Genomic DNA, 22,591 nt, shown 5'->3' with positions numbered 1-22,591 from the left:
CCCACATCGGTTTTCGCACATTTTATAAAATATTGCGACAGGTCTCATTTCCTGAGTCGCAAACAGCTGTTCATACATGGTGCAGGCGATAAAAGGAGCCGGTACGAATGCAAGCAAAAATAAAAAGAATAATGAATATGTTATTTTATCATGAGTCGTGGGATATCATGCTTATTAAGGATAATGGCACACACTTATTCCCTGATAACACCCTGGAGATATTAAGCAAATCCACTGCACAGCAGTTAAAAAAGAAATATACATTTCAGGCTGACCCTTTTCTGGTTGAAAAAGACGATAAACTGTATGTTTTCTATGAAGCTCTTAGCTTTCGCAACTCAAAAGGCACGCTACGATGTCGCGTTCTTGACCGTGAACTGGTTGAACTTGATGATATTAAGCTTGAGGGCTTTGACGACTTAAAGTGTCATTTGTCATTCCCTTATCTGATTCATATCAACGATCAACTCTTCATGATCCCCGAGTCTTCAGAAAGAAAAGAGGTAATACTGTTTCAGTCAATAGAGTTCCCTGCACGCTGGAAGCAAGTTAAAGTTTTAATCTCTGATATCGAATTAACCGACAACGTATTTATATCAATTAATGAAGCCTGTTATCTTTTGTCCACCACGATGGATAATGAAATAATTATTCATTCGGCAGATCATATTTATGGACAATGGCAGCGGATTACCCCCTCATTGAAGGTGAGCAATCCTCATCATCGAGGCGCAGGAGCCTCCTATCAGGTCGAAAATAAAATGTACTTCCTTACTCAGGAGTGCACACCTGAAACTTATGGAAAATCAATCTATATCAAAGAATTAGTGACACTGAACGACGCTAATTTTGATGAGAACCTAATCGAACAAATCAATTCGTCGATCAACCACAGTGACGGCGTCCACACGCTGAACTTCTCAAATAACTATATTGTTTATGATACAAAAATAAACCAATTCAGCTTTTTATCTATACTTAAAAAAATATCTTATAAATGCATGGTGAGGTATCGCAACTATAACCTTACCAAACGTCACCAATAACGCGTTCTCTATGGTACTGGCGTGACTCAATCCCCGTTTATCTGGAGTCTGTATGGCAATTCTGGTCACTGGTGGTGCAGGTTATATTGGTTCACATACTGTTTTAACGCTACTGGAAAGAGGCGATGATGTCGTTGTCATCGATAATCTGGCGAACGCCAGTCAAATCTCGCTGGACAGGGTCGCGGAACTCACTGGAAGAGAGCCTATTGTCTATATCGCCGATGTTCTCGACAGGCCGGCATTGAAAAACATTTTCGCCAACCATAACATCACCGATGTCATTCATTTTGCCGGGCTTAAATCGGTTTCAGAGTCGATAAAAGAGCCCCTCGCCTACTATGAAAACAACGTCACCGGAACGCTGGTTTTACTGGATGAGATGCTGGCCGCAGGCGTTAATCGTTTCATTTTTAGCTCATCCGCCACGGTATATGGTAATCCGGAAAGCGTACCGCTTAGCGAGCAATCGCGTACGGGCGGCACCACCAATCCGTACGGCACGTCTAAGTTGATGGTCGAACAAATTCTGGCTGACTTCTCTCGTGCACAACCCGATTTCCGCATTACCTGCCTGCGCTATTTCAACCCGGTCGGCGCCCATCCATCGGGTCGGATTGGTGAGGATCCTAACGGTATCCCCAATAATCTGGTTCCGTACATCTCCCAGGTCGCGATTGGTAAGCTGGAAACCGTGTCGGTGTACGGTAATGATTATCCCACTCCCGACGGTACCGGCGTGCGTGATTATATTCACGTCATGGATCTGGCGACCGGTCATTTAGCCGCGCTGGATTGCCTGAACAAAGGCGCGGCTTACAAGGTGATTAATCTCGGTACCGGTGTCGGTTATTCCGTGATTAAGTTGATTGAAGCATTTGAAAAAGCAGCGCAGACTAAAATTAATTATAAGGTTGTCGCCAGAAGACCTGGAGACATTGCCGAATGTTGGTCTGACCCATCGCTGGCATATAAGGAGTTAGGTTGGAAGGCCATCTACAGCCTTGATGAAATGATGCGTGACACCTGGAACTGGCAAAAAAACAACCCGAATGGGTATCAAATTTAATGTTCACAGCAGCGAGCCTAACCGTCAGGCTCGCTGCTGTGTCTGACTATTGTACTGTTATTGTTGATACCCGGTACCAGCCGCTGTTCTGCTTCCCTTCATTGGCAAAGTTAATTCTCGCCGCACCCGACTTATCCAACATCGCAACCTCAATCGCGTACTGCCCTTTTGCCAGTCGGCCTGGCATAGATAACGCATAACTGACCTGATACTTACCGGGGAGCCAGCGGCGAATATCCTCCGCGGAATTCCCCTGTGCCACCACCTTATTAGCATTGTCCACAACACGGAATGCCAGCATATAAGGCAGATAAATCGGAGCGATACCCTCATTGTACCAGGTACTGTTCAATGTCAGCGTTTGTCCGCTGTCCCACACGGACTCATGGCTCAGGGACGCCAGGCGAAATCGATAGCCCAATTTGGTCAGCGCATCGTCGACAATAGGTCGATAGTCGCTCGGTATCGCTCTCGATTTCAGGTTAATGGTACTGGCGTGCTGTTTGACCGCCCAGTCAAAAATCCCCTGCACTTCAGCACGTGTATAGTGAAAGGTATTCTTCCAGTCCTGCATATACGAGCAGATCTCCAGGCTCACCGGCGCACGTTTCCATGCGTCGTTGAACCCTGAATAACTCTGCTGCGCAGCCAGCAATCGCTGCGGGTAATCATCAGTCATATGGTTCCAAGAGTCCGAAAATACGCGCAGGTCCCCCCAACAGTCCGCACGCCATCCTGCCCCACGCTCCACCGCATTCGCCAGACTTTGTCCGCCGCTTATCAGCATGGTTTTTGGCGTCACCGGAAAAGCAGAAAAGTGCATCGCGACGTAGCGATCCAGTTGCGCCGTGGTGTATCGCTCCAGTAATGGCTTCAGGTTCGGGAAGTTGCTGTTATGCCATTCTCCCCATGATCCCACCATGCCAATATCAACAAACGCGAGATTCTCATTACCATCGTAGCGCTTACCAAATGCGTTCAACAGACGCTGGCTGTATTGAATAAACAGAGGATCGTCTAAATCCGGGGCAAATGTCTTTTTATCCGGCGTCCAGGTACCTTTCACGCCTTTTTTAATCAGCCAGTCAGGAATTTGCGAGCCGCTTTCCGGCTCTGCCAGTACCATAAATCGTAGCCCGACATTCATCGCTGGACGATGTGCCGCCGCGTATTTGAAGGCATCATCCACCAACGCAAAATTGTACTGGCCTTCGACTGGCTCCAGGTCCCGCCAGTAAAAACGCTCGTATTCAAATCCGGTATTGGGATAGTCCGCCAGCCCCAGCGTTTCACCGTATCCCTGATGAAAACTTGCCACGCCAATCCCCGGATTGGTTAGCGGGCCCGTCAATGCTTTGGGGGTAACGGTCGTCAATGCGGCCATGACCGTCAGCGGGAAAAACATGCTCAACAACGCACAAACCCATTTACGTTTCATCGCAATGACATCCTCCACCAATTTGTAAACGCTAGCGGTCTTTAAGGCTTAACCACCAGTCCCAGATACCTACGTGAAAATTTTGGAACACATCAATACCTAACGCGGATTTGATCATATACAGCGTCAGCAATATGCAGCAGGTGACGAATAGCACGGCAATCAACAGCAAAAATGTGAGCAGCATTCTCGACAGGGTTGATTCCTGGCGATGCTGACGGCGTAAATCTCTGCCAAACAAAAAAACCAGATAATAACGCTTACTGAAAAAGGGAAAGCTTCTGCGAATATCGATCTGATGCCGCGAAGCCAGCGTCGAGGCCAGGATCGCATTTTCCACCCCTTCTTTTTGTTCAGGGGTCAACCCCTGCGCAATCGTCTCATCAAGATGAGTATAAAATCGTTCGATTACGGGGGGACGATTTTGAGGACTGGTCAAAATTAACCTATATCTTTATCAATTGAGTGATAGACGTTAACCGTCTTTTTGGCGATTTCATGCCAATTGTAGTTTTGCAAATATACACGATAGTCCACGCTATTTGCTGTTACCCCTTGGCCTAATTTTTCGGCCAGACCGGTTACATCTCCCACCTTAAAATAGGTCTCGGCAGGCAGTTGAACTTCAAGGTTAGCAGGAATATCGCTGACGACGGCCGGAAGAGAAAATGACATTGCCTCCAGCAGCGCAATGGGCAATCCTTCATGGTATGAAGGCATCACAAATAGCCTGGCCTGCGAAAACACCGCCTGCAGCTCATCACCACGTAAGAAACCGGTCATCACTACGCCTGGCGTGTCGGCGGCAAGCTTTTTGAGGCGAATGCTGTATTCGGTTGGATGATCCGCATCACCAATTAACACTAACGGCATGGTCAAACCGCTGTGTTGATAGGCGGCAATGGCATCATGCATCCCTTTTTCTTCCACAAACCGTCCAACCACAACGAGATAATTTTTCGGCTGCAGCCCAAAGCGGGAGAGCGTATTGTCGATGGTGAGCTCTGATAACAACCGCGGCTCATTTACGCCATTGTGAATTAAATGCGCATCATAGCGACCATGTTTTTTCTGGATCAGTTGATTAATAACTTCAGAAATCACAATCACCTCGTTGGCATATCTCACCGCCCAACGTTCGCCCAGCAGCAATATTTTTTTTGCAACGAAACCCCATTTCTGACGATCGTAATCAGGTCCGTGGTGGGTGAAAACCACCTTCTTACCCATCACGCGTAAGAGTGGGATCACAAGGCCAGGGCCGATAGCATGGACATGCACAATATCCGAATGGTCGATACGTGTCCTAAACGCCGCTAAAACGGAATGGACAATAGCTTCCAGCGAGCGCTTTTTGGGTGCCCACAGCGCGTAGGTCTCGACTTTTTTATAGACCGAACGTTTGTAATTTACATATGGCGAGCGAGCAATCACGCAAATATCCACATCGAACTGCTGCTTAATAGCAGGATAAAGATTCTGACAGTGTGTCTCCACACCGCCCAATACATCGGGAATACCACGCGTTCCAAAAACCGTTATTTTTTTACTCATTCTATGGCCTGCTCAGCAGTTCTTTATACAGCGCCTGTAAGGTATCCATATGTTTACTCAGCGCATATTTTTCACTCAACCGCGCACGGCCATGTAAGCCCATATTCCGCGCCTTCTCTTGCGAGTCAGCCAGGACGTCCATCGCATTTGCCAACTCCTGCGCATTGCCTGGTTCGAATAAAATCCCTTCGATACCGTCACGAATTTGTTCCGGGATGCCGCCAATGCGCGACCCAATAACCGGCTTGCCTAAGGACATCGCTTCCAATATCGCCATAGAACAGTTTTCATAGCATTCAGAAGGAAGGATCACCGCTCGCGCATGCTTAATAAGCTTGTCGAGGGCTTCTCCTTGTTGCACATAACCTAAAAATTCAACATCAGGGTATTTGGCGGCTAATTCATCATGCAACGGACCGTGCCCCACAACTTTCAGCGGCGCGCTGTTCTGCATTTTTTTATGCGCTGCCAACAACGTTGCCACGCCCTTTTCACGGCTCAGACGGCCAAAGTACAGCATATAGCCCTCATCGCTTACTTCGGCCAGGGGACGACTGTCATCAACGCCATTGACGATGACATCAATGCGCGAATTTGGCAGCGTACGCAGCAGGATACCTCGTAAAAAAACACTCGGTGAAATAATCACATCCAGCGCCTGATAGTTTTGTGCAATGTACTGCCAGGTTGCCTCCAGGGAGAGCAGTAAGCTTTTTGAGGCTGAACCTTCCTGGCAACGATACCTGAAGGCATTGAAAACCGTCCCGGTAATACAGGAATCGCACACTTTGCCGTCGCGCAGCATGGAATACGAGGGGCAAACAATCTTATAGTCATGCGCAGTCAGCACCGTTTTGCAGCCAAAATTACGCGCAACTTTAATCAACGCCGGTGTTAACTGATGGTAGATGTTGTGAAAGTGGACAATATCCGGGCGCTCTTTTTCTAATAGCGCCAGCATTTTTTTGCAGGCCTGCGAATTGTGAATAAAGTTAACCGCCGTTTTGATACCGCCCAGCAGATTGCTCTCTTTGTGGTAGTCCACATTGCTGACGAAATAATCCGCATAGTCCGAGGGGAAATTATTATCATGATGCATAGAGAAATCAATAACCTGCACTCCGGCCTGTTTCAGCATATCGCGCTCTTGAAAATAAACCGTTTCCGCGCCGCCTTTAATGAAAAAAAACTTGTTAACTAATAATACTTTCATGGCGCCTGCCCCGGTTATTCATGAATGATTTTACTGTTAGGTGGAGTCAACGGATCGCGTACGGGATAAAAAATACCTTTGATCAGCCCCGCTGAGCGTACGATTAAGTTAATAACGCTTTGCAGCCCATCTGTTAACGAGCGGTTTTGCACAATCTTCAACAAGGTAAATGCCAGTAATGGTAGAAGCGCAACGGCAAACACGTCGATATTAAAAGTGAGCAGCGCCACAAATAAGAGAATAAGGTAGAGCGCAAATACCGCCTCATTCTTCACGATGTTGAATGACTGGGAAAACCAGGGTTTCCCCCAACTACAACGCAAAAGCTCACCCGGAGCCTGGTAATAACCGCTGGTCCAGCGCCGCGCCAGCATCTTAAACGTCGGCAGCGTATGTGACGTATGGCTGAAGTAAGGAATATCCAGACGCCGCAGTTTATAGCCCGCTTCGATTAAACGCAGACCCAGCTCAGCCTCTTCATACGCGTGCAAATTACGGTTAGTCAGATAACCAATTTTCTCAATCGCAGAGCGACGATATAATCCACCACCGCCTAAATGGTCACTATCCCCGAGCGGATATATTTTATTAATGCGTTGCTTACGAGACTTAAATTCATAGTTAACGGCATCATCCATTTCAACGGTTCCCGCAACGCCTGCATATTCTGGTTCAGCCTGCAAAAAGGCGACGGCCTGATCCACAAATCCTTCTTCCAGCTCCATGTCGCCGTCCATCAACAACAGATATTCCCCTTCGCTATACAGATAACCTAACTGGTGCCCGACGCCACAGCAGCGATCGCCAGGGTCAGTTAAGGACACTACGGTCACCCCTTTATCGATCGCAAGCTGTTGGGTGTTATCCGTTGAGAGACTATCTGCCACAATAATTTTATGTGGATAGTCAATAAGCTGCTTACGGATGCTGTCAATCGTCTTCTCAATACATTTAGATTCATTGAGTGTTTTAATGCTCACTGAAATAAACGGTTTTTGGTCCATACAATTACCCTACGCAGCGAAGGACGGTTCGACGAATCACTAAACTTGCCCCTAGTGATAAATAGAACAGGAATTGTAACATCGGTGTAATCATCAGTATCTGGCTGTAAGGTAAGCTAATTAAGCAACTGATAGCAAAAGCGTTAAACGCCGGTGCAAAACTCAGCAACTGGAGATCCTGCTGGTCCAGTTGTTCAAGTCTCAGTAATGGCTTTGGTTGACAAACTTTCAGGATATAAATGAATAAGCTAACAAAGAGTAGTGTACCAATCGCCCCCACTTCCCACAGCAGCATACTCAGGGAGGTCGAGTCGAGAATTAAGTTGTAGATAATATTCAAAAATCCCGGCGACACCGTACTACCACTGTTAGTGGCGTTGAGTCCGTAGCCAAATAACGTTCCTGAAAGCCCCCACAGATCGTTATTTTTCAACCAGAACAGGAACGTCGTAAAGCGCCCTAATTCACCGGTAGACATAATGTAGTTCGGATCAAAGATATAGCTTAAGGAGTCGATAAAAATACTTAACGAGCTTTTCGATGGATCGCCACCGAACGCCGTAGAATAATAGTACGCGAGGATCACAATCGACAGGCTAATGAGCAACAGCATTCCCGCCACAATAACCAATAACGTTTTCAGATTAACCTTACTAACGTCTTTGACGTAGCTCGGTGAGAGCCACACCCACGCCAGGAATATTGGCGATAGCAGGATGACAAACTTCACTTCACCAATTATGCATAAACCGATACCGAGAACAATATGCAGCGCCATGGATTTGAACGTGGTGAGCCCATGCTTATATTCGGAGACTTTTAACAACATAATTAACAGGCAAAACAGCCCCATTGCGGCAGTATTCCCGCCCCCCATGGGGTCACCGCCAAACGTGCCAACCACGGAGTCCCATTTCTCATCTTCGCCGCGTACCGCGACGCGCTGGGGAACGACCAGTAAAACCTGATAAATCATTACCGGGATCTGCGCGTAAAAAATCCAGTACAGATAGCGTGTTACACGATAAATCTGCGACTCCCGGCAAAACCCTAGCAGCAAACAGATCATCACCAGCGACAATGCAATTTCGTTTTTAAATGCCACAATCGCGACGGTGATCCCGCCCTGAATCAACGTCGATGTCCCAGCCAGTACCAGGAACGAGAAATACAACGCCAGAACAATCGTCTCCTGCGCATCCAGTTGCAGCGAGCCATCACGCGTCTGCATCACCAATAATCCCACCATCAATAAGGTGAGGAAAAAAGGTATCCACAGCACTGACTGCATACCGGTAAAGTATTGCACCAAGCCACACAGGATCAGCGTGACAAAAGTATAAACCTGTAAATAGTATCCGGTATTCAGTGTCATATTATCACCGGCTTGTCTTTCAGGAGATTGGCTCGCTTATTCATTTTCAGATAAATGAAGGCGTAGCGAATAAATGTCAGTGAAGAAAACAAGATGACCGACGTTGCATAATCTTTATAAAAATAGGGCGTCACGACAAAAGCGAATAGTACAATCGCCAGCTGTTCCAGTTGGATACGCAGAAAATAGCGATGGGAACCAAAAATAAGTTCTATCACCGTCAGAGGGCTTATCGCCAGCGCAGGGAATAAATAGGGCAACATGTAGCGCGACGTCTCAATGGAGTTAATCCAGTCTTCGCTAAAACCGAGGCGCATCACAATCGGATAGAAAATAAAAACCCCAAGGGTACAGATAACCCCTAGTACCAGCAATAGCATACGTACCTTGGTATATTCCTGATAGTTAAAGGTATTATTTCTGAAGTCGATAGACCACTTGGAAAAAATAGTATTGCGTACCGCGTTGCCGATGATCACCACCGGTGCTAGGCAAAAGCGGCTAACCACGGAAAAATAACCCGCCGTCAGCGCCGAGAACCAAAAGTTAATCAGCATAATCGGCAAATTGCTGCTGGCCATCGCCAGCACTTCCGCACTGCCCACTTTGGTAATGTGATGAATATTCTGTTTGAAAAAATGCCAATTACTGGCGGGTCGCAGATGTCTGGCTGCCACCGAACGAATATCAAACGAATGCAAAATACAGCTTATGGTCAGCACCATCGTCGCGCAGGCCCACGACCAATAAAACAGCTGTACATAATGCGTAACCAGAACCGAAAGTAATACCACCACTGAAACAGAAATACGCTGGAAAATCAGAAAACGAAAGTTGGCCGTGCGTAGCGACAGGTTTTCCGAGATCAAAACCCACGCCGTTGCCAACGTCAGCAAATAGAGAAACAGGATGTTCTGGTGAAACAGCCACGCGGTGAGCACGGCGTAAGGTAAGGCAATGATCGTGCTTTGGATCAGGCAAAACACAACATTCTGTACCAGTTCGTCATCCTGCTGTTTAGGAATTAACAGCTGTGATGCAAAGGTACATACCTGAGCGCCCACCACGGCGATACTGTAGTTGAGCGCATAAAGCCCCACCTCAGCCATATCGTACTTGTGTGAAATCAACCAAATAGACAGTGCACCAATCAGCTGCGAGATGACTGATGAACCGGCTATCGTGGAAGCGCTCTTCAGTAGACTCATACGCGGCCTGGCGTGGTCATCAGTTGATCGGTACTGAAGTTCAGTGAACGCAGACCTTCTTGCGTCTCAAGATCTTTTTCTTCAACCGCATTAAGTACCGCGCCAATTACCACGCCGTTATTTTCTTCCAGCTTATCCAGCGCGTTGGCGATTTGCCCGGCGGACCCCGTCCCGGCTTTCACGATGAAAATAACCCCATCAACGGCGCGTTTAATCAGTTGAACATCCTGACTCTGATTCACAGCAGCGACATCAATAATAATGCGCTGATAGTGCGATTTCAGTTCACGCATTAAGGGCTCAACGTGCCCCGACGACAGCATCAGTAAAGAAGAGATGGTTGTCTTGCCGTGCGGAATAAAATCGAGATGATCACTGAGCGTAATCCGCGCCTTTTCGAGCTGAACCTCCCCGCGCAACAGTTCCGCCAAACCTGCGGATGTTGCCGACGCCAGTTCAGAAGAGAGCCCGTCAGTGTTAAAGAAATCCGCATCAATAAGCAGTGTTTTCTGGTCGAAACTAAAAGAGTTAGCTAACAGATTCGCCAACAAAGAACGCCCATCACCGTGCTCTGTCGACGCCACGGCAAGCGTCTGTAAAGGTCGATTATCCAGCATAATCCGGGTACGGATACCGTGCACAATATCGGCATTCAGCGGGTTCTTCATGATCATGTCCCGCACCTGCGCGCGCCCTGAGGTTCCGCTAAAACGACGGATTTCACCCAGCGGAGCAACATTGAGCCGTTTTTTCATGCGACTGAGAGTACCGATTGAGTTATCCATTGCCGCTTTAACAATGAAATACATGATGCTGAACACCACCACCAGCATGACCACCATCAGCAACAGCAAAGATTTATTCGGTTTCGCCGGTTTTAACGCGGGTGCCGCAGGGTCGTATAACACCGCATCAGCATTCACACCGGACAGCGACAGCTCTTGAGTACGTTGATAAAGCGATTTATACAGGTCTTCCATTTTATCTAACGACAGCTTTTGACTGTTCCAGGCATCCCGTTTTGACGCCATTTTCTGGAAGATCTCTTTCTGCTCAGTCACCTGCTGTTGATAGTTTTTTTCGTCCGCCAGCGCCGCCAGATATTGCTGGCGTAAACCGACTTTCAGCTCACCCAATACTCGTCCAGTCTGGTTTTGGATCGACTGAACATCGGCCTCTGCTTTTAAAATGGCGGGATTTTTTGGCCCGTAGACTTTACGCTGTTCGGACAACGTTCGTTGCGCCTGAATCAACGCAATGCGCAAATCCTGGATCTGAGCATGATTAGAGACCGAAGGCAGCGAGATAACGCTCTCAATGGACTTACCTCCCCCGTTCACCTCGTTATAGACGGATTCAGCGGCAACCCGACGCTGAGTTGCATCGGCAAGGCGATTGGTTACGATACTTAGCTGCTCGGTTTCAAAACCATCGATTCCACGGAAGGTCAGCAGCCCGGCATTTTTCAGATAGTTGTCCATCTCGTCTTTTTGCTTAGCTATCGACGTCTGAATCTCTTCCATTTTTTCAAAATTCAGTTCACGAGCTTGCTCCACTTTCAGACGCTTCTGCTCCACCGTGTAGTTGATGAAAGCCTGCGCGACGCCATTCGCAATGTCAGCCGCAACCTGTGGGGACGTTGATTCATAGGTAATAGACGCCAGGTTCGTCGTACGAATACCAATGACATTCAGATTTTTCGCCAGCGTTTTCAGCGCCTGTTCCATTCTCAGTTGCCGACTTTCATTGCTATCAGCCCCCCGAGCACCGGCTTTTTCCCCGGTAAACTCCGGGTTTTCATCCAGCTTCATATCACGTATGGCTTTCTCCAGCACAATACGTGAATGCATCAACGCATATTGTGTTTCGTAGTAACCACTACGCGTTGAATCGAAACCATCAACCTGTGGAAACGGAGAAACGTTATCAGCTTGCGCCTTAATCAGCACCGTCGCCGTTGAAACATACTTTGAGGACATCATGCTGATTAATGGATACGCGACGACCCCAGCAACGATACCGGCCAGCGCGATTTTCCAGGCGTTCTTTTTCAGCTCTTTGGCAAAGCGGGAGAATTCGACACTGCTTTCTCGTTTTTTGCCGTTTTCCACTATAGATAGTTTCATCGTTAGAAGAACCCCATGCCAATAATCACGACATCCCCTGGATGAACAGAGTGCGTTAAATCGACATTCTCAAGCAGCTGATTGCTACCCGACAGACGAATGTTGATATCTTGACGGTCCGCACGGTCTGTAAACCCACCCGCCTGCGCAATAGACTTCTCGACGGTAAGCCCTGGCTCATAGGCGAAGCCATTTGGACTTTTCACCTCGCCTGAAACATAGTATTTGCGGAACTCGGCAATGCTCACCGTCACCATCGGAGTGGTAAAATAATCTCCGGTCAGGCGTTGAGTTAATTCTTTTGTCACTTGATCAACGGTTTTATCTTGTAATTTAAGAGCACCAACAAATGGGAAATTAATTTCCCCACTCTTATCCAAAATAAACCGCATCGTCATATCGGGTTGACCATGAACTGCGATATTGACCGTATCCCCCGCCCCAAGTCGGTAATCCTGCTGAACAGTAGCAGGATCGTCCATTAATCGCGGGCTGGACGTTGTGCATCCGACCAACAGGATACTGAAAAGCAAAACCGCGCACAGTTCTATTATTTTCATTTTAGATCTGAACCTTAGCTTTAAGCATAATCATAGAATTATCATAACCCAACGTTCTAATGACTTCCTGATTGTCGTTGGGACCGATATAAAACGAGTCAGTATCCCTATTCGAATTTAATGTATCTATCTGATATTTAATCTCAAAATTAACCGACGGCGTATAGTCATAGCTCATGGTTACGCTAAACACACCATCTTTATCATGTCGATCCTTGTTCTGTTTTTTATAGTCTTCCGAAGTAAATGAGTAGTCCAATAAAGTAGAAAAACGAGTGCCTAACCAGAAATGCTGGTAAGAAAGGCCATACTGGGTCACTAAAATATATCCCCCAACTTCCGATGGGTCTTTAATGCTTTGCGCAGAGTGGGCCGTGAAAACAGATTGTTGTAATGGCTTCCACTCCGCTTTTATGTCCCAGTTTAGACCATTAAAATCATGCGAGTTTGCGTTGTTTTCAAATGTTTTATACAGCCATGAAATATTCATGTCGACATTGGTTTTCCCCGTCAACTGCGACTTCAGGCCATACAGCAAATAGTACTCATTAGTGTCTTTTTCTGAGTTGTTATCATAGCGACGCTGGTTAGTAATAAAACTATAGCGAAAGCGCGTTCTGGATGAGTATTGGTCAAAAACTTCCGCTATCAGGCTATTTTCATGCCATTCCTGTTCCTGAATATAATTGTAGAAGTCTTCACTGCTGTCCCGAACATCAGAAGTGTTACCGAAAGTCAGTTTTTTGTATAACAACGCCAGTTCCGCTTTGCCGCGACCATCAGGCGCACCATAGCTGTAGCGCAATTCACTATTGATAAAATTTGTCGTCAGCGGGGATTTAATCCCATATTGCTCAAATTGACTCGGTAGAAAACCCTCGGTGATGTCACGACCACGGGATTCATGCCCAAGCGAATCCTCCAGATTAAGGGTTAAACCATGCTTGAGCCCATAACGCCAGGCACCGTTAAAACGGAAAAAATGATCGTTGTAGTTATCAGCAGAATCGCTTGAGTAGTTACGGTAATCCCCGGAGTACATCAGCAAATACTTATCCTGACCACGCTCTCCACTCATACTCAGCACTGGCGCTGCACTCTGAAATGAGGAACCGATAGCATCGTTGCTATGTGGCTGATAAGAGACGTTATCATTATAACCGTAGTCCACAGCAACCTTGCCCTGGAAGTCTATCCCCGCAAAGCCAATGTGTGATTTCGGTGTTAAATCAGCCCATGCGGACTGCGATATCACGATTCCGGTAATCACTATCAATTTAGTATGCATTCTTACCGACAAATCCTTTGAAAATAGTTTTAATAATAATTTTTAAATCCAGCCATAACGACCAGTTTTGAATGTACTCAATATCGTACTGAACCCGTTTTTCCATCTTATAAAGCGCATCAATTTCCCCACGGAACCCGTTGATCTGCGCAAGCCCAGTGATCCCAGGCTTAACTTTATGGCGGATCATGTAATTTTCAACCTGTTTGCGGTACTGCTCATTATGCGTAACCGCATGAGGTCTGGGACCGACAATCGACATACTTCCCTGCAAAACGTTAATAAATTGCGGAAGTTCATCCAGCGAAGTGCGGCGTAAAAAGCTCCCGAATTTGGTTACCCGCGGATCGTTTTTCGTGGCCTGAATAACCGTATCGGAATTCTCCATGACGCGCATAGAACGAAACTTCCAGACCTTAATTTTTTGCCCGCTAAGACCATAGCGGTCCTGTTTGAAAAACACCGGCCCGCGGGACGTGAGTTTGATACCAATGGCAATAGCCAGCATCAGGGAGGAAATCATCACCATAATGATGCTGCCAAGAACCAGATCTTCCGCCCGCTTAATAAACGACCCCGCCCCTTCAAACGGTGAACTGAAGATACCGATAGTTTGCAGGTTGTGGATGGAGCGTAACTTGGACATGTTGTTACTATAAGTATAAAAGTCAGGGACAATATAGGTATCTACGGTGGTGTCAGACATCATCGCTAAAAAATGACGAATTCGGTGTAAAGCAACCATCGGTAAAGCGATGTAGATTTCGTCTATATTTCCCTGCCTGGCTTCCTCAACCAGATTGATCACCGGACCACGAAAGGGACTTTTAACTTTATCAACGATATCACCACAGCGAGATAAGGCGCGCTCATCATAAAAAGCCAAATCTAATGTGATATTGGCGTATTCATTCATTAGCGCAGTTTCTGCAGCCAGACCATTGTCGGTCAGACCAATAATCGCCACGCGTATACTCTTTTTCGTTGAATACTTAAAAATAAAAAAGCGAATGTAGTAAAGAAAAGGTAATGGAATGAAGTACCAGTAAATAATGGCTGAATAAAACGGTGAAGGCAGTCTGTCTAAGTAGCCGAGTGATTCAGGCTCAGCCACCGTCATACTGACCAGTTCGTTAAAAAAAATCGCCAGCAGCGTACAAAAAACCAAGCGTTTTTGATTACGCAAACCGATCGTCTTAATCTTTTGCTGGTACATTTTAATGTATTCAGCAAACAGTAAGAAAAAGATCGAGAAGAGAAGACTCAAAATCGCAATGGTGTTAAAGGGCAGCAAACCCAACAGATGGGCGCTAAAAATTAACACCACATTGATAACAATGAAATCGACCAGTTTTAAAAAGACTGGATATCCTTGGCTGCTAATCTTTAGCGATTTTTTAAGCATATCTCAGCCCATTATTTATTGATCTTTAATTGTTTTTTTCTCATTTCATGTTGCTAATTATATCACAAGTCTAAAAAACGCAATGGTACATTGTCAGTAAATGTAAAAAATAATACTCATTACTGTGACAAACATCTCCAGAAAAATCGCATCTATATGATTTTAATACAAATAAAATCAATAACAGTTTTATCCACCTCAGCAAAAAAGATAATATTTAACAACATCATTGCTATTGACAGGTAACAATTCATGGTCTATGAAAAAGTGTTTTATGTATGATGAATTGCAAAAAATATTGTTTCATTGACGCTGAATCACCTTAGAGGTGCTGTTTAATACGGTAATTAAAATAAAAACAACTTCCTTAAGACAATATTTCAAATGACATTAATAATAAAGTTAATTACTTTTTATTATAATAAAATAACAAATATCATAATCACGAATATATCATACCGTAGCTCTTAAAAAGCGTACCCGAACCATCAGCCCACCCAATGTCTCACTACGTATTAACTGAGGATGCGTGCGATGTAGACGAGCAATATCATTAACCAGCGCCAGGCCGATCCCGGCGCCTGGGATATTGCCTACGTTATCAAGACGATGAAACGGTAGCAGAGCCTGATGAACCATCTGCTCGTCTATGCCCGGCCCACTATCTTCGACTACCAGCACCACGGCCTCTCCTTCTCGTTGCAGCCGGGCGGTCACTATCCCCTGCGCCGGCGTGTATTTCAGTGCGTTATCCAGCAGATTCCCACACAGTTCACCGAGCAGCACTTCATCTCCCTCGACCCACACCGCGTCCTGATCCCCTTCATAGCCCAGATCGATCCCTTTACTACGCGCCTGCGCCAGTCGGGTAAAACAGCTGGTTTGCACCACCTCATACAGATTAACCGGCGAGAAATGCCTTTCCCCTTGCTCTTTGCGCTTCACCGCAGACAACTGCAACAGCCTCTCTGTCAGTTGAATGGTGTTATCCAGCGTGCTACTCATGGCTTGTAAGCTCTCATGCCATTGCCGCGGCTCGGCGCTGGCGAGGGCCACCGATGCCTGAGTTTTCAGTACCGCCAGCGGCGTTTTAAGCTGATGGGAAGCATCCGCGCTGAAGCGCTCCTGGCGAGAGATCAGACCGCGAAGTCGGTCCAGATAACGGTTGAATGCAACAATCAGCAGACGGGTTTCCGACCACGGCAGCAACTCCGGCAGCGGCGTCAGCAGACCTGGCTCACGACGCACCATCAGCGATGACAGCTGGCGCATCGGGCGCAGCACCCGGCGCAGCAGCCAACCAACCAGCACCAGAGTCAGTAGTACCAACAGCCCTTGCGAAACCCACGAGGAAAACAACAGCTGTCGCGCCAGATAACGCCGCGATTGCAGCGTTTCGGCAACATAAATCTCCGCCATGCCAACAATGCCACCTTCGTTGACAGGCTGCAGCAGACGTGCCACACGGATTGCCTCACCGCGATATTCAGTGTGATAAAACCATGCCAGCGCCGGATAAAGCCGCGTGCGCGAGGTAGCAGGCGGCATCGCCGGTAAATCGTCATAACCAGAGATAACCTTCCCCGCCGGATCAACCACTTTGTAATACAGTCGGTCGTTCATATTCAATTCAAAGCTATCCAGCACCACCCATGGCACATTCACTTCTAACTGTTTATTGCGCACCACCAGCCGCTCGGAGACGGTCCTGGCGGATGAAAGCAGCGTGCGGTCATACGCCTGGGTCGCCGCCTGTAGCGCACTGACATAGCTGTTAAATGCTGACAGGCCCCACAGCAACATTAGCGGCAGGCCCAAAAACATCAGCAGTTGCAGGTATAACGATTGGGGTTTAACCCACTTCATCGCTTCGCTCCAGCACATAGCCCAGACCACGCAACGTGGCGATGCGCACATCACTTCCCTGTAGCTTTTTGCGCAAACGATGGATATACAGCTCAATGCTTTCAGGACTGACCTCATCACTCAGGCTGAAAACCTGCTCAAACAACTGCTGGCGTGAAACCGGTCGCAACCGACGGTACATCAGCACCGTCAACAGCGCCTGTTCGCGCGGCGTGAGCGCCAACGGCTGCCCCTGCAACAGAAAATAGCCTTCATCGTGAAACGCCAGTTCCCCCAGTTGCTGGATGCCTTGTACCTGCCCCGCGCTGCGCCGTAGCAAGGCCCGCAGCCGGGCATCCAGCTCCTCGATTTCAAACGGCTTTGCCAGATAGTCATCGGCTCCGACGTTCAGTCCCTTCACCCGATCGGCCACCGCGCTGCGCGCCGTAAGCAGCAGAACGGGAAGCGTCTGTCCGCGTTTACGCAGGCGCTGAACGACTTCGAGGCCGTCCAGCCCCGGCATATTGATATCCAGCACCGCCAGCGCGTACGTTTCACTATGTAAAAGGTGATCGGCCGCCAGGCCATCAAAAACGCAGTCAACGGCAAAACCGTTTTGCACCAGCGCTTTCTCCAGCCAGTGAGCTAACTCACGGTTATCTTCCGCTAATAAGAGACGCATATCACATCCTGTAAAGTTTCTGCCGCATTGAAAGGGAATTGAAAGGTTAATGTTTTAACAATCACGCAACCGAACTGCTACACATCGGCTCACATAATCACAAAAATCTTCTTCCGTACCCGAAAATCCGGTTTTCCGGCGTGAGGATAAACAATGAAAAAACAGTTACTTCGTACCCTTACTGCAAGCATTTTACTGATGAGTACCTCTGTACTGGCCGAACAAGCGCCATCGCGCACCGAATGTATCGCCCCTGCTAAGCCCGGCGGCGGTTTCGATCTCACCTGTAAGTTGATTCAGGTGAGCATGATGGAAACCGGTGCTATCGAAAAACCGATGCGCGTGACCTACATGCCTGGCGGCGTTGGTGCCGTGGCCTATAACGCGATCGTCGCTCAACGCCCGGCTGAAGCGGGAACCGTGGTGGCCTTCTCCGGCGGCTCCCTGCTGAACCTGTCACAGGGCAAGTTTGGTCGCTACGGTGTGGATGATGTCCGCTGGCTGGCAAGTGTCGGCACCGACTACGGCATGATTGCCGTACGTCAGGATGCGCCATGGAAGACGCTGAAAGATCTGCTTACGGCAATGGAGAAAGACCCTAACAGCGTGGTCATTGGCGCAGGTGCTTCTATCGGTAGCCAGGACTGGATGAAGTCGGCGCTGCTGGCGCAAAAAGCCAATGTCGATCCGCATAAGATGCGCTATGTGGCTTTTGAAGGCGGTGGCGAACCGGTTACCGCATTGATGGGAAATCACGTACAGGTGGTTTCCGGCGATCTCAGTGAGATGGTGCCCTACCTCAGCGGCGACAAAATCCGCGTGCTCGCGGTGTTCTCTGATGAACGCCTACCGGGCCAGTTAGCCAACGTGCCAACCGCCAAAGAGCAGGGTTATGACCTCGTGTGGCCTATCATTCGTGGCTTCTACGTTGGGCCAAAAGTCAGCGACGCTGAGTATCAGTGGTGGGTTGATGCCTTTAACAAACTCCAGCAGACCGATGAGTTTAAAAAACAACGCGATCTGCGCGGTCTGTTTGAGTTCAACATGAGCGGCAAACAGCTCGACGACTACGTGAAAAAACAGGTTACGGATTATCGTGAGCAGGCGAAAGCCTTCGGTCTGGCGAAGTAAACGCAGAGGCAAAGATGATGAGCGATCGTATTTTTGCAGGTATCTGGCTGTTGCTCTGCATAGCCGGGCTGTTCGTGGCCTGGCAAATCAGCAGCGAATACAGCTATGAACCCGTAGGGCCGCGTCCCTTCCCGCTGGGCATTATCAGTCTGATGTTGGTATGCGCCGTGGCACTGCTGTTGCGCCATCCGGACACCATCAGTTGGCCCCGTCGCCACGTGCTGCAAAAGCTGCTGACGATGGTAATTGTTCTGTTGATGTACGCCTGGGGTTTTGAGTGGCTCGGTTTTCCCATCGCTACCGCCATTCTCACCGTGGTGATTGGCATGCTGTTCGGCGCAACCATCCCGGCTGCGGGTATTTCCGGCGCGGTGCTCGGCATTCTGCTGTGGTATGCCTTTGACCGACTGCTTGACGTCACCTTACCACTCGGCGCCTGGCTGGGTTAACGGAGAAACGATGGATACCTGGATTTATCTTTCTCAGGGTTTCGCGGTGGCAATGACGCCGGAAAACCTGGTCATCGCCTTGATAGGCTGTTTTGTAGGCACCATTGTGGGTTTGCTGCCTGGCCTTGGGCCGATCAACGGCGTGGCGATCCTGCTGCCGCTGGCCTTTGCTTTGCATCTGCCCGCAGAATCCGCGCTGATCCTGCTGGCTACGGTCTACATTGGCTGTGAATATGGCGGGCGCATCTCCTCCATCCTGCTGAATGTTCCCGGCGATGCGGCGGCGATTATGACCGCGCTGGATGGTTACCCGATGGCGCAGCAAGGACGCGGCGGCGTGGCGCTCTCTATCTCGGCGGTCAGCTCTTTCTTTGGTTCACTTATCGCCATCGGCGGCATCATTCTGTTTGCCCCGGCGTTAGCCCAATGGTCGCTGGCCTTCGGTCCGGCAGAATACTTTGCCTTAATGGTTTTCGCCATTGCCTGTCTCGGCAGCATGATGGCGCAAAATCCGCTGAAATCATTTCTGGCAGCGCTTATCGGTCTCGGACTTGCGACCGTCGGCGTAGACGCCAACACCGGGGTTTATCGCTTTACTTTTGACAGTGTCCATCTCTCCGACGGTGTGCAGTTTATCGTAGTGGTGATTGGGCTGTTCTCTGTCTCTGAAATACTGTTAATGCTGGAACATACCAGCAGTGGTCAGACGCTGGTGCGTAAAACGGGCCGCATGTTGTTCAACGCCAAAGAAGGCGCACAGTGCGTAGGAGCCACCCTGCGTTCATCAGTGATTGGCTTTTTCGTCGGCGTTCTGCCTGGCGCTGGCGCCACCATTGCCAGTGCCATCACCTACATGACCGAGAAAAAGCTCAGCGGCAACAGCGACAGCTTTGGCAAGGGGGATATTCGTGGCGTAGCGGCGCCAGAAGCCGCCAACAACGCCTCGGCCTGCGGCTCTTTCATCCCAATGCTGACGCTCGGCGTGCCGGGCTCCGGTACCACGGCGGTGATGATGGGCGCGCTGACGCTGTACAACATCACTCCGGGGCCGGCGATGTTCACTGAACAGCCGGATATCGTCTGGGGGCTGATTGCGGCGCTGCTGATCGCTAACGTAATGCTGCTGGTGATGAACATTCCACTGATCGGTCTGTTTACCCGCATGCTGACCATTCCGCTGTGGTTTTTGGTACCCGCTATTGCGGCAGTCTCCGCGGTAGGTGTGTACGCTGTCCACAGCACTACCTTCGATTTGGTGTTGATGGTCGCCCTCGGCGTGCTGGGCTACATTTTGCGTAAAATGCACTTCCCAATGTCGCCATTGATTCTGGGCTTCGTTCTCGGGGAAATGCTGGAGCAGAACCTGCGCCGGGCGTTGTCTATCAGTAACGGGAGTATGGATATTCTGTGGGCCAGCGGCGTGGCGAAAGTGCTGCTGGTGATGGCGGTACTGGTTATCGTGGTCCCGCCAGTGCTGCGCATGATCCGTAAACGCAACAGCAAACCGCAGGTGGATATCGGTTAGTAACGCGCCTTGTCCGGCCTACGATTAATCGCCACTGTAGGCCGGATAAGCGCAGCGCCATCCGGCATTTTCATCTTAATTCCTGAACTGCACTAAGAACGTGCTCAACAAACCGTGTCAGCTTGGGCAACGGACGCAAATCCTGTCGCCACAGCAAATGAATCGGCCGCGGCTGTGGCGTAAATCCTTCCAGAATACGAACCAACTTGCCAGTAGCCAGCTCTTCTGCCAACAGCACCTCCGGTTGCAATAACAGCCCAGCCCCCGCTACCGCCGCCATACGCAGGCCATGACCATCGTTACAGCGCAGGATCGCATCGCGTTTCCATCTGACTTCCCCCGTCACGCCAGGCAGTATCCACTCGTTGCGGGCCGTCCACACGGTATGGGACAGACACAGATGATCCACCAGATCCGCGGGCGTTCGGGGGGTGCCATGGCGGGCAAGATATTCTGGCGAAGCACAAATTGCCATACGGTAGGGACACAGGTATTTCGCCACCACGTCAGTCTGATGGATATCGCCAATGCGGATCGCCAGATCAACACCTTCATTAACCAGATCAACCATCCGGTTGGTTAGATCCAGTTCAATGCGCACCTCTGGCCAGGTCTGTAAAAACGCAGCGGCCAGTGGCGAGATCACGCAAGCGCCAAAAGACGTGGGCGCGCTTATGCGCAGCGTCCCTGCTGGTGCCAGCCGCAGACGCTCTACCGAACGTTCGGCTATCGATACCTGCTCCAGCACGCGACGGGCTTCTTCAAAATAGACGCGTCCGGCATCGGTCAGACTCTGGCGACGCGTATTGCGCTCCAGCAAACGCGTGCCGAGCTGCGCTTCCAGTTGGGCGATATATTTTCCCACCATCACCGCAGACATCTCGAGCCTCGTCGCCGCAGAAGTAAAGCTCCCGCTCTCCACCACGGCGACAAACGTTTCCATGCCGCGTAACTTATCCATATTGCAAACCCCTGGTTAGTAATCATCTAACTTTTAGCCAGTTTATCCGATTTCATTTTCATTAAAGAATAGCGGCTCACACTATTGCGGAGGTGGTTATGAAAATCGTCATTATTGGTGCCAGTGGTACAGTGGGTCGCGCAGTCACAGAAACGTTGAGCCGTAAACATGAGGTGATCCGCGTAGGTCGCACGCAGGGGGATTACCAGGTCGATATCACCTCGCAGGAGAGTGTCGAGGCATTGTTCGAAAAAGTCGGTCGGGTAGATGCGATCGTTTCCGCCACCGGCAATCTGTTCTTTGGACCGCTGTCGACAATGACCGACCAGGACTTTAATCAGGGGCTTCAGGATAAACTGTTAGGCCAGATACGTCTGGCCTTAACCGGGCAGCATTTCCTCAATGATGGCGGTTCGATAACGTTAATTAGCGGCATTATCGCCCACGAGCCCATCGCACAAGGCGCAAATGCGGCAACGATCAATGCCGGTCTGGAAGGATTTGTGCGCGCCGCTGCCTGTGAGCTAAAGCGTGGTCAGCGTATTAACCTGATAAGCCCGACCGTGCTGAGTGAATCCGCTGCAGCCTATGACGGGTTCTTCCCCGGCTTTGAAAGCGTCCCCGCCGTCACGGTCGCCAACGCCTATCGCCGCAGCGTCGAAGGCATCCAGAGCGGGCGCATTTATAAAGTGGGTTACTGTTAACCGCTTTT

Annotated in this window: 20 protein-coding genes; 6 read left to right on the top strand and 14 right to left on the bottom strand. The window is 49.1% G+C overall.

Annotation, left to right across the window (positions count from 1 at the left end; all coding sequences use genetic code 11):
* Window positions 1–107 precede the first annotated feature (107 nt).
* Window positions 108–1,046, top strand: a complete 939-nt coding sequence (locus OGV71_RS25110; RefSeq protein ID WP_071697091.1) for a glucosamine inositolphosphorylceramide transferase family protein — start codon at window positions 108–110, stop codon at window positions 1,044–1,046.
* A gap of 52 nt (window positions 1,047–1,098) precedes the next feature.
* Window positions 1,099–2,115, top strand: coding sequence for a UDP-glucose 4-epimerase GalE (gene galE / locus OGV71_RS25105; RefSeq protein ID WP_003839744.1), 1,017 nt, complete (start codon window positions 1,099–1,101; stop codon window positions 2,113–2,115).
* A gap of 46 nt (window positions 2,116–2,161) precedes the next feature.
* Here galE and OGV71_RS25100 read toward each other — a convergent pair whose 3' ends face one another.
* The 13 genes from OGV71_RS25100 to tctD all read right to left on the bottom strand — a co-directional run bounded on the left by OGV71_RS25100 (window position 2,162) and on the right by tctD (window position 17,813).
* On the bottom strand, window positions 2,162–3,553 hold the full coding sequence (locus tag OGV71_RS25100) for a DUF4832 domain-containing protein (RefSeq protein ID WP_086504457.1): 1,392 nt from the start codon (window positions 3,551–3,553) through the stop codon (window positions 2,162–2,164).
* 31 nt (window positions 3,554–3,584) lie between these two features.
* Window positions 3,585–3,992 (bottom strand): hypothetical protein, encoded by a 408-nt coding sequence (locus tag OGV71_RS25095; protein ID WP_016150846.1) that lies wholly within the window; start codon window positions 3,990–3,992, stop codon window positions 3,585–3,587.
* Between the two features lie 2 nt (window positions 3,993–3,994).
* Window positions 3,995–5,107, bottom strand: a complete 1,113-nt coding sequence (locus OGV71_RS25090; RefSeq protein WP_003037168.1) for a glycosyltransferase family 4 protein — start codon at window positions 5,105–5,107, stop codon at window positions 3,995–3,997.
* 1 nt (window position 5,108) lies between these two features.
* Entirely contained in the window at window positions 5,109–6,320 is a 1,212-nt protein-coding gene (locus OGV71_RS25085; protein ID WP_003839738.1) for a glycosyltransferase family 4 protein, read from the bottom strand.
* Window positions 6,321–6,334: 14 nt separating this feature from the next.
* On the bottom strand, window positions 6,335–7,324 hold the full coding sequence (locus OGV71_RS25080; RefSeq protein ID WP_003037172.1) for a glycosyltransferase family 2 protein: 990 nt from the start codon (window positions 7,322–7,324) through the stop codon (window positions 6,335–6,337).
* A 4-nt stretch (window positions 7,325–7,328) separates the two neighbouring features.
* The gene (locus OGV71_RS25075; RefSeq protein WP_016150849.1) at window positions 7,329–8,699 is read right to left on the bottom strand and encodes a hypothetical protein; all 1,371 of its coding nucleotides are present in this window, start codon (window positions 8,697–8,699) and stop codon (window positions 7,329–7,331) included.
* Complete coding sequence (locus tag OGV71_RS25070; RefSeq protein WP_016150850.1) at window positions 8,696–9,907, bottom strand: lipopolysaccharide biosynthesis protein; 1,212 nt, start codon at window positions 9,905–9,907, stop codon at window positions 8,696–8,698. Before OGV71_RS25070 ends, OGV71_RS25075 begins: the two co-directional genes overlap by 4 nt.
* Window positions 9,904–12,033, bottom strand: coding sequence for a GumC family protein (locus OGV71_RS25065; protein ID WP_204583335.1), 2,130 nt, complete (start codon window positions 12,031–12,033; stop codon window positions 9,904–9,906). Before OGV71_RS25065 ends, OGV71_RS25070 begins: the two co-directional genes overlap by 4 nt.
* 2 nt (window positions 12,034–12,035) lie before the next feature.
* Complete coding sequence (locus OGV71_RS25060; protein ID WP_003037180.1) at window positions 12,036–12,593, bottom strand: polysaccharide biosynthesis/export family protein; 558 nt, start codon at window positions 12,591–12,593, stop codon at window positions 12,036–12,038.
* Window position 12,594: 1 nt separating this feature from the next.
* On the bottom strand, window positions 12,595–13,881 hold the full coding sequence (locus OGV71_RS25055) for an outer membrane beta-barrel protein (protein WP_016150852.1): 1,287 nt from the start codon (window positions 13,879–13,881) through the stop codon (window positions 12,595–12,597).
* Window positions 13,871–15,286 carry an undecaprenyl-phosphate glucose phosphotransferase gene (locus OGV71_RS25050; RefSeq protein ID WP_071696788.1) on the bottom strand — a complete coding sequence of 472 codons (1,416 nt, stop codon included), beginning with the start codon at window positions 15,284–15,286 and terminating at the stop codon, window positions 13,871–13,873. The genes OGV71_RS25055 and OGV71_RS25050 overlap by 11 nt, the downstream gene beginning before the upstream one ends.
* Window positions 15,287–15,739: 453 nt before the next feature.
* Window positions 15,740–17,152: a sensor histidine kinase gene (locus OGV71_RS25045; protein ID WP_286534175.1), complete on the bottom strand. Its 1,413-nt coding sequence runs from the start codon at window positions 17,150–17,152 to the stop codon at window positions 15,740–15,742.
* On the bottom strand, window positions 17,139–17,813 hold the full coding sequence (tctD, locus tag OGV71_RS25040) for a transcriptional regulator TctD (protein WP_003826032.1): 675 nt from the start codon (window positions 17,811–17,813) through the stop codon (window positions 17,139–17,141). The genes OGV71_RS25045 and tctD overlap by 14 nt, the downstream gene beginning before the upstream one ends.
* 153 nt (window positions 17,814–17,966) lie before the next feature.
* On the opposite strand from tctD, the gene OGV71_RS25035 reads away from it, so the two are divergent.
* Genes OGV71_RS25035 through OGV71_RS25025 form a run of 3 tightly spaced genes read left to right on the top strand, consistent with a single transcriptional unit; the run spans window position 17,967 to window position 20,918 of the window.
* Window positions 17,967–18,944, top strand: a complete 978-nt coding sequence (locus tag OGV71_RS25035; RefSeq protein WP_003839716.1) for a Bug family tripartite tricarboxylate transporter substrate binding protein — start codon at window positions 17,967–17,969, stop codon at window positions 18,942–18,944.
* A gap of 14 nt (window positions 18,945–18,958) precedes the next feature.
* A complete protein-coding gene (locus tag OGV71_RS25030) occupies window positions 18,959–19,393 on the top strand; it encodes a tripartite tricarboxylate transporter TctB family protein (protein WP_008321484.1) in 435 nt (144 codons plus the stop codon).
* Window positions 19,394–19,403: 10 nt separating this feature from the next.
* The gene (locus tag OGV71_RS25025; protein WP_003826025.1) at window positions 19,404–20,918 is read left to right on the top strand and encodes a tripartite tricarboxylate transporter permease; all 1,515 of its coding nucleotides are present in this window, start codon (window positions 19,404–19,406) and stop codon (window positions 20,916–20,918) included.
* Between the two features lie 70 nt (window positions 20,919–20,988).
* On the opposite strand, the gene OGV71_RS25020 is transcribed toward OGV71_RS25025, so the two are convergent.
* Window positions 20,989–21,879: a LysR substrate-binding domain-containing protein gene (locus OGV71_RS25020; protein ID WP_003037204.1), complete on the bottom strand. Its 891-nt coding sequence runs from the start codon at window positions 21,877–21,879 to the stop codon at window positions 20,989–20,991.
* A 98-nt stretch (window positions 21,880–21,977) separates the two neighbouring features.
* On the opposite strand from OGV71_RS25020, the gene OGV71_RS25015 reads away from it, so the two are divergent.
* Window positions 21,978–22,583 carry a short chain dehydrogenase gene (locus OGV71_RS25015; RefSeq protein ID WP_048217220.1) on the top strand — a complete coding sequence of 202 codons (606 nt, stop codon included), beginning with the start codon at window positions 21,978–21,980 and terminating at the stop codon, window positions 22,581–22,583.
* Window positions 22,584–22,591: the final 8 nt, after the last annotated feature.

Source organism: Citrobacter sp. Cf088 (assembly GCF_030334295.1).
Taxonomy (GTDB): domain Bacteria; phylum Pseudomonadota; class Gammaproteobacteria; order Enterobacterales; family Enterobacteriaceae; genus Citrobacter; species Citrobacter freundii.
The sequence above is the reverse complement of the archived record's forward strand: the minus strand, read 5'-3'. Positions and strand labels throughout refer to the sequence as shown.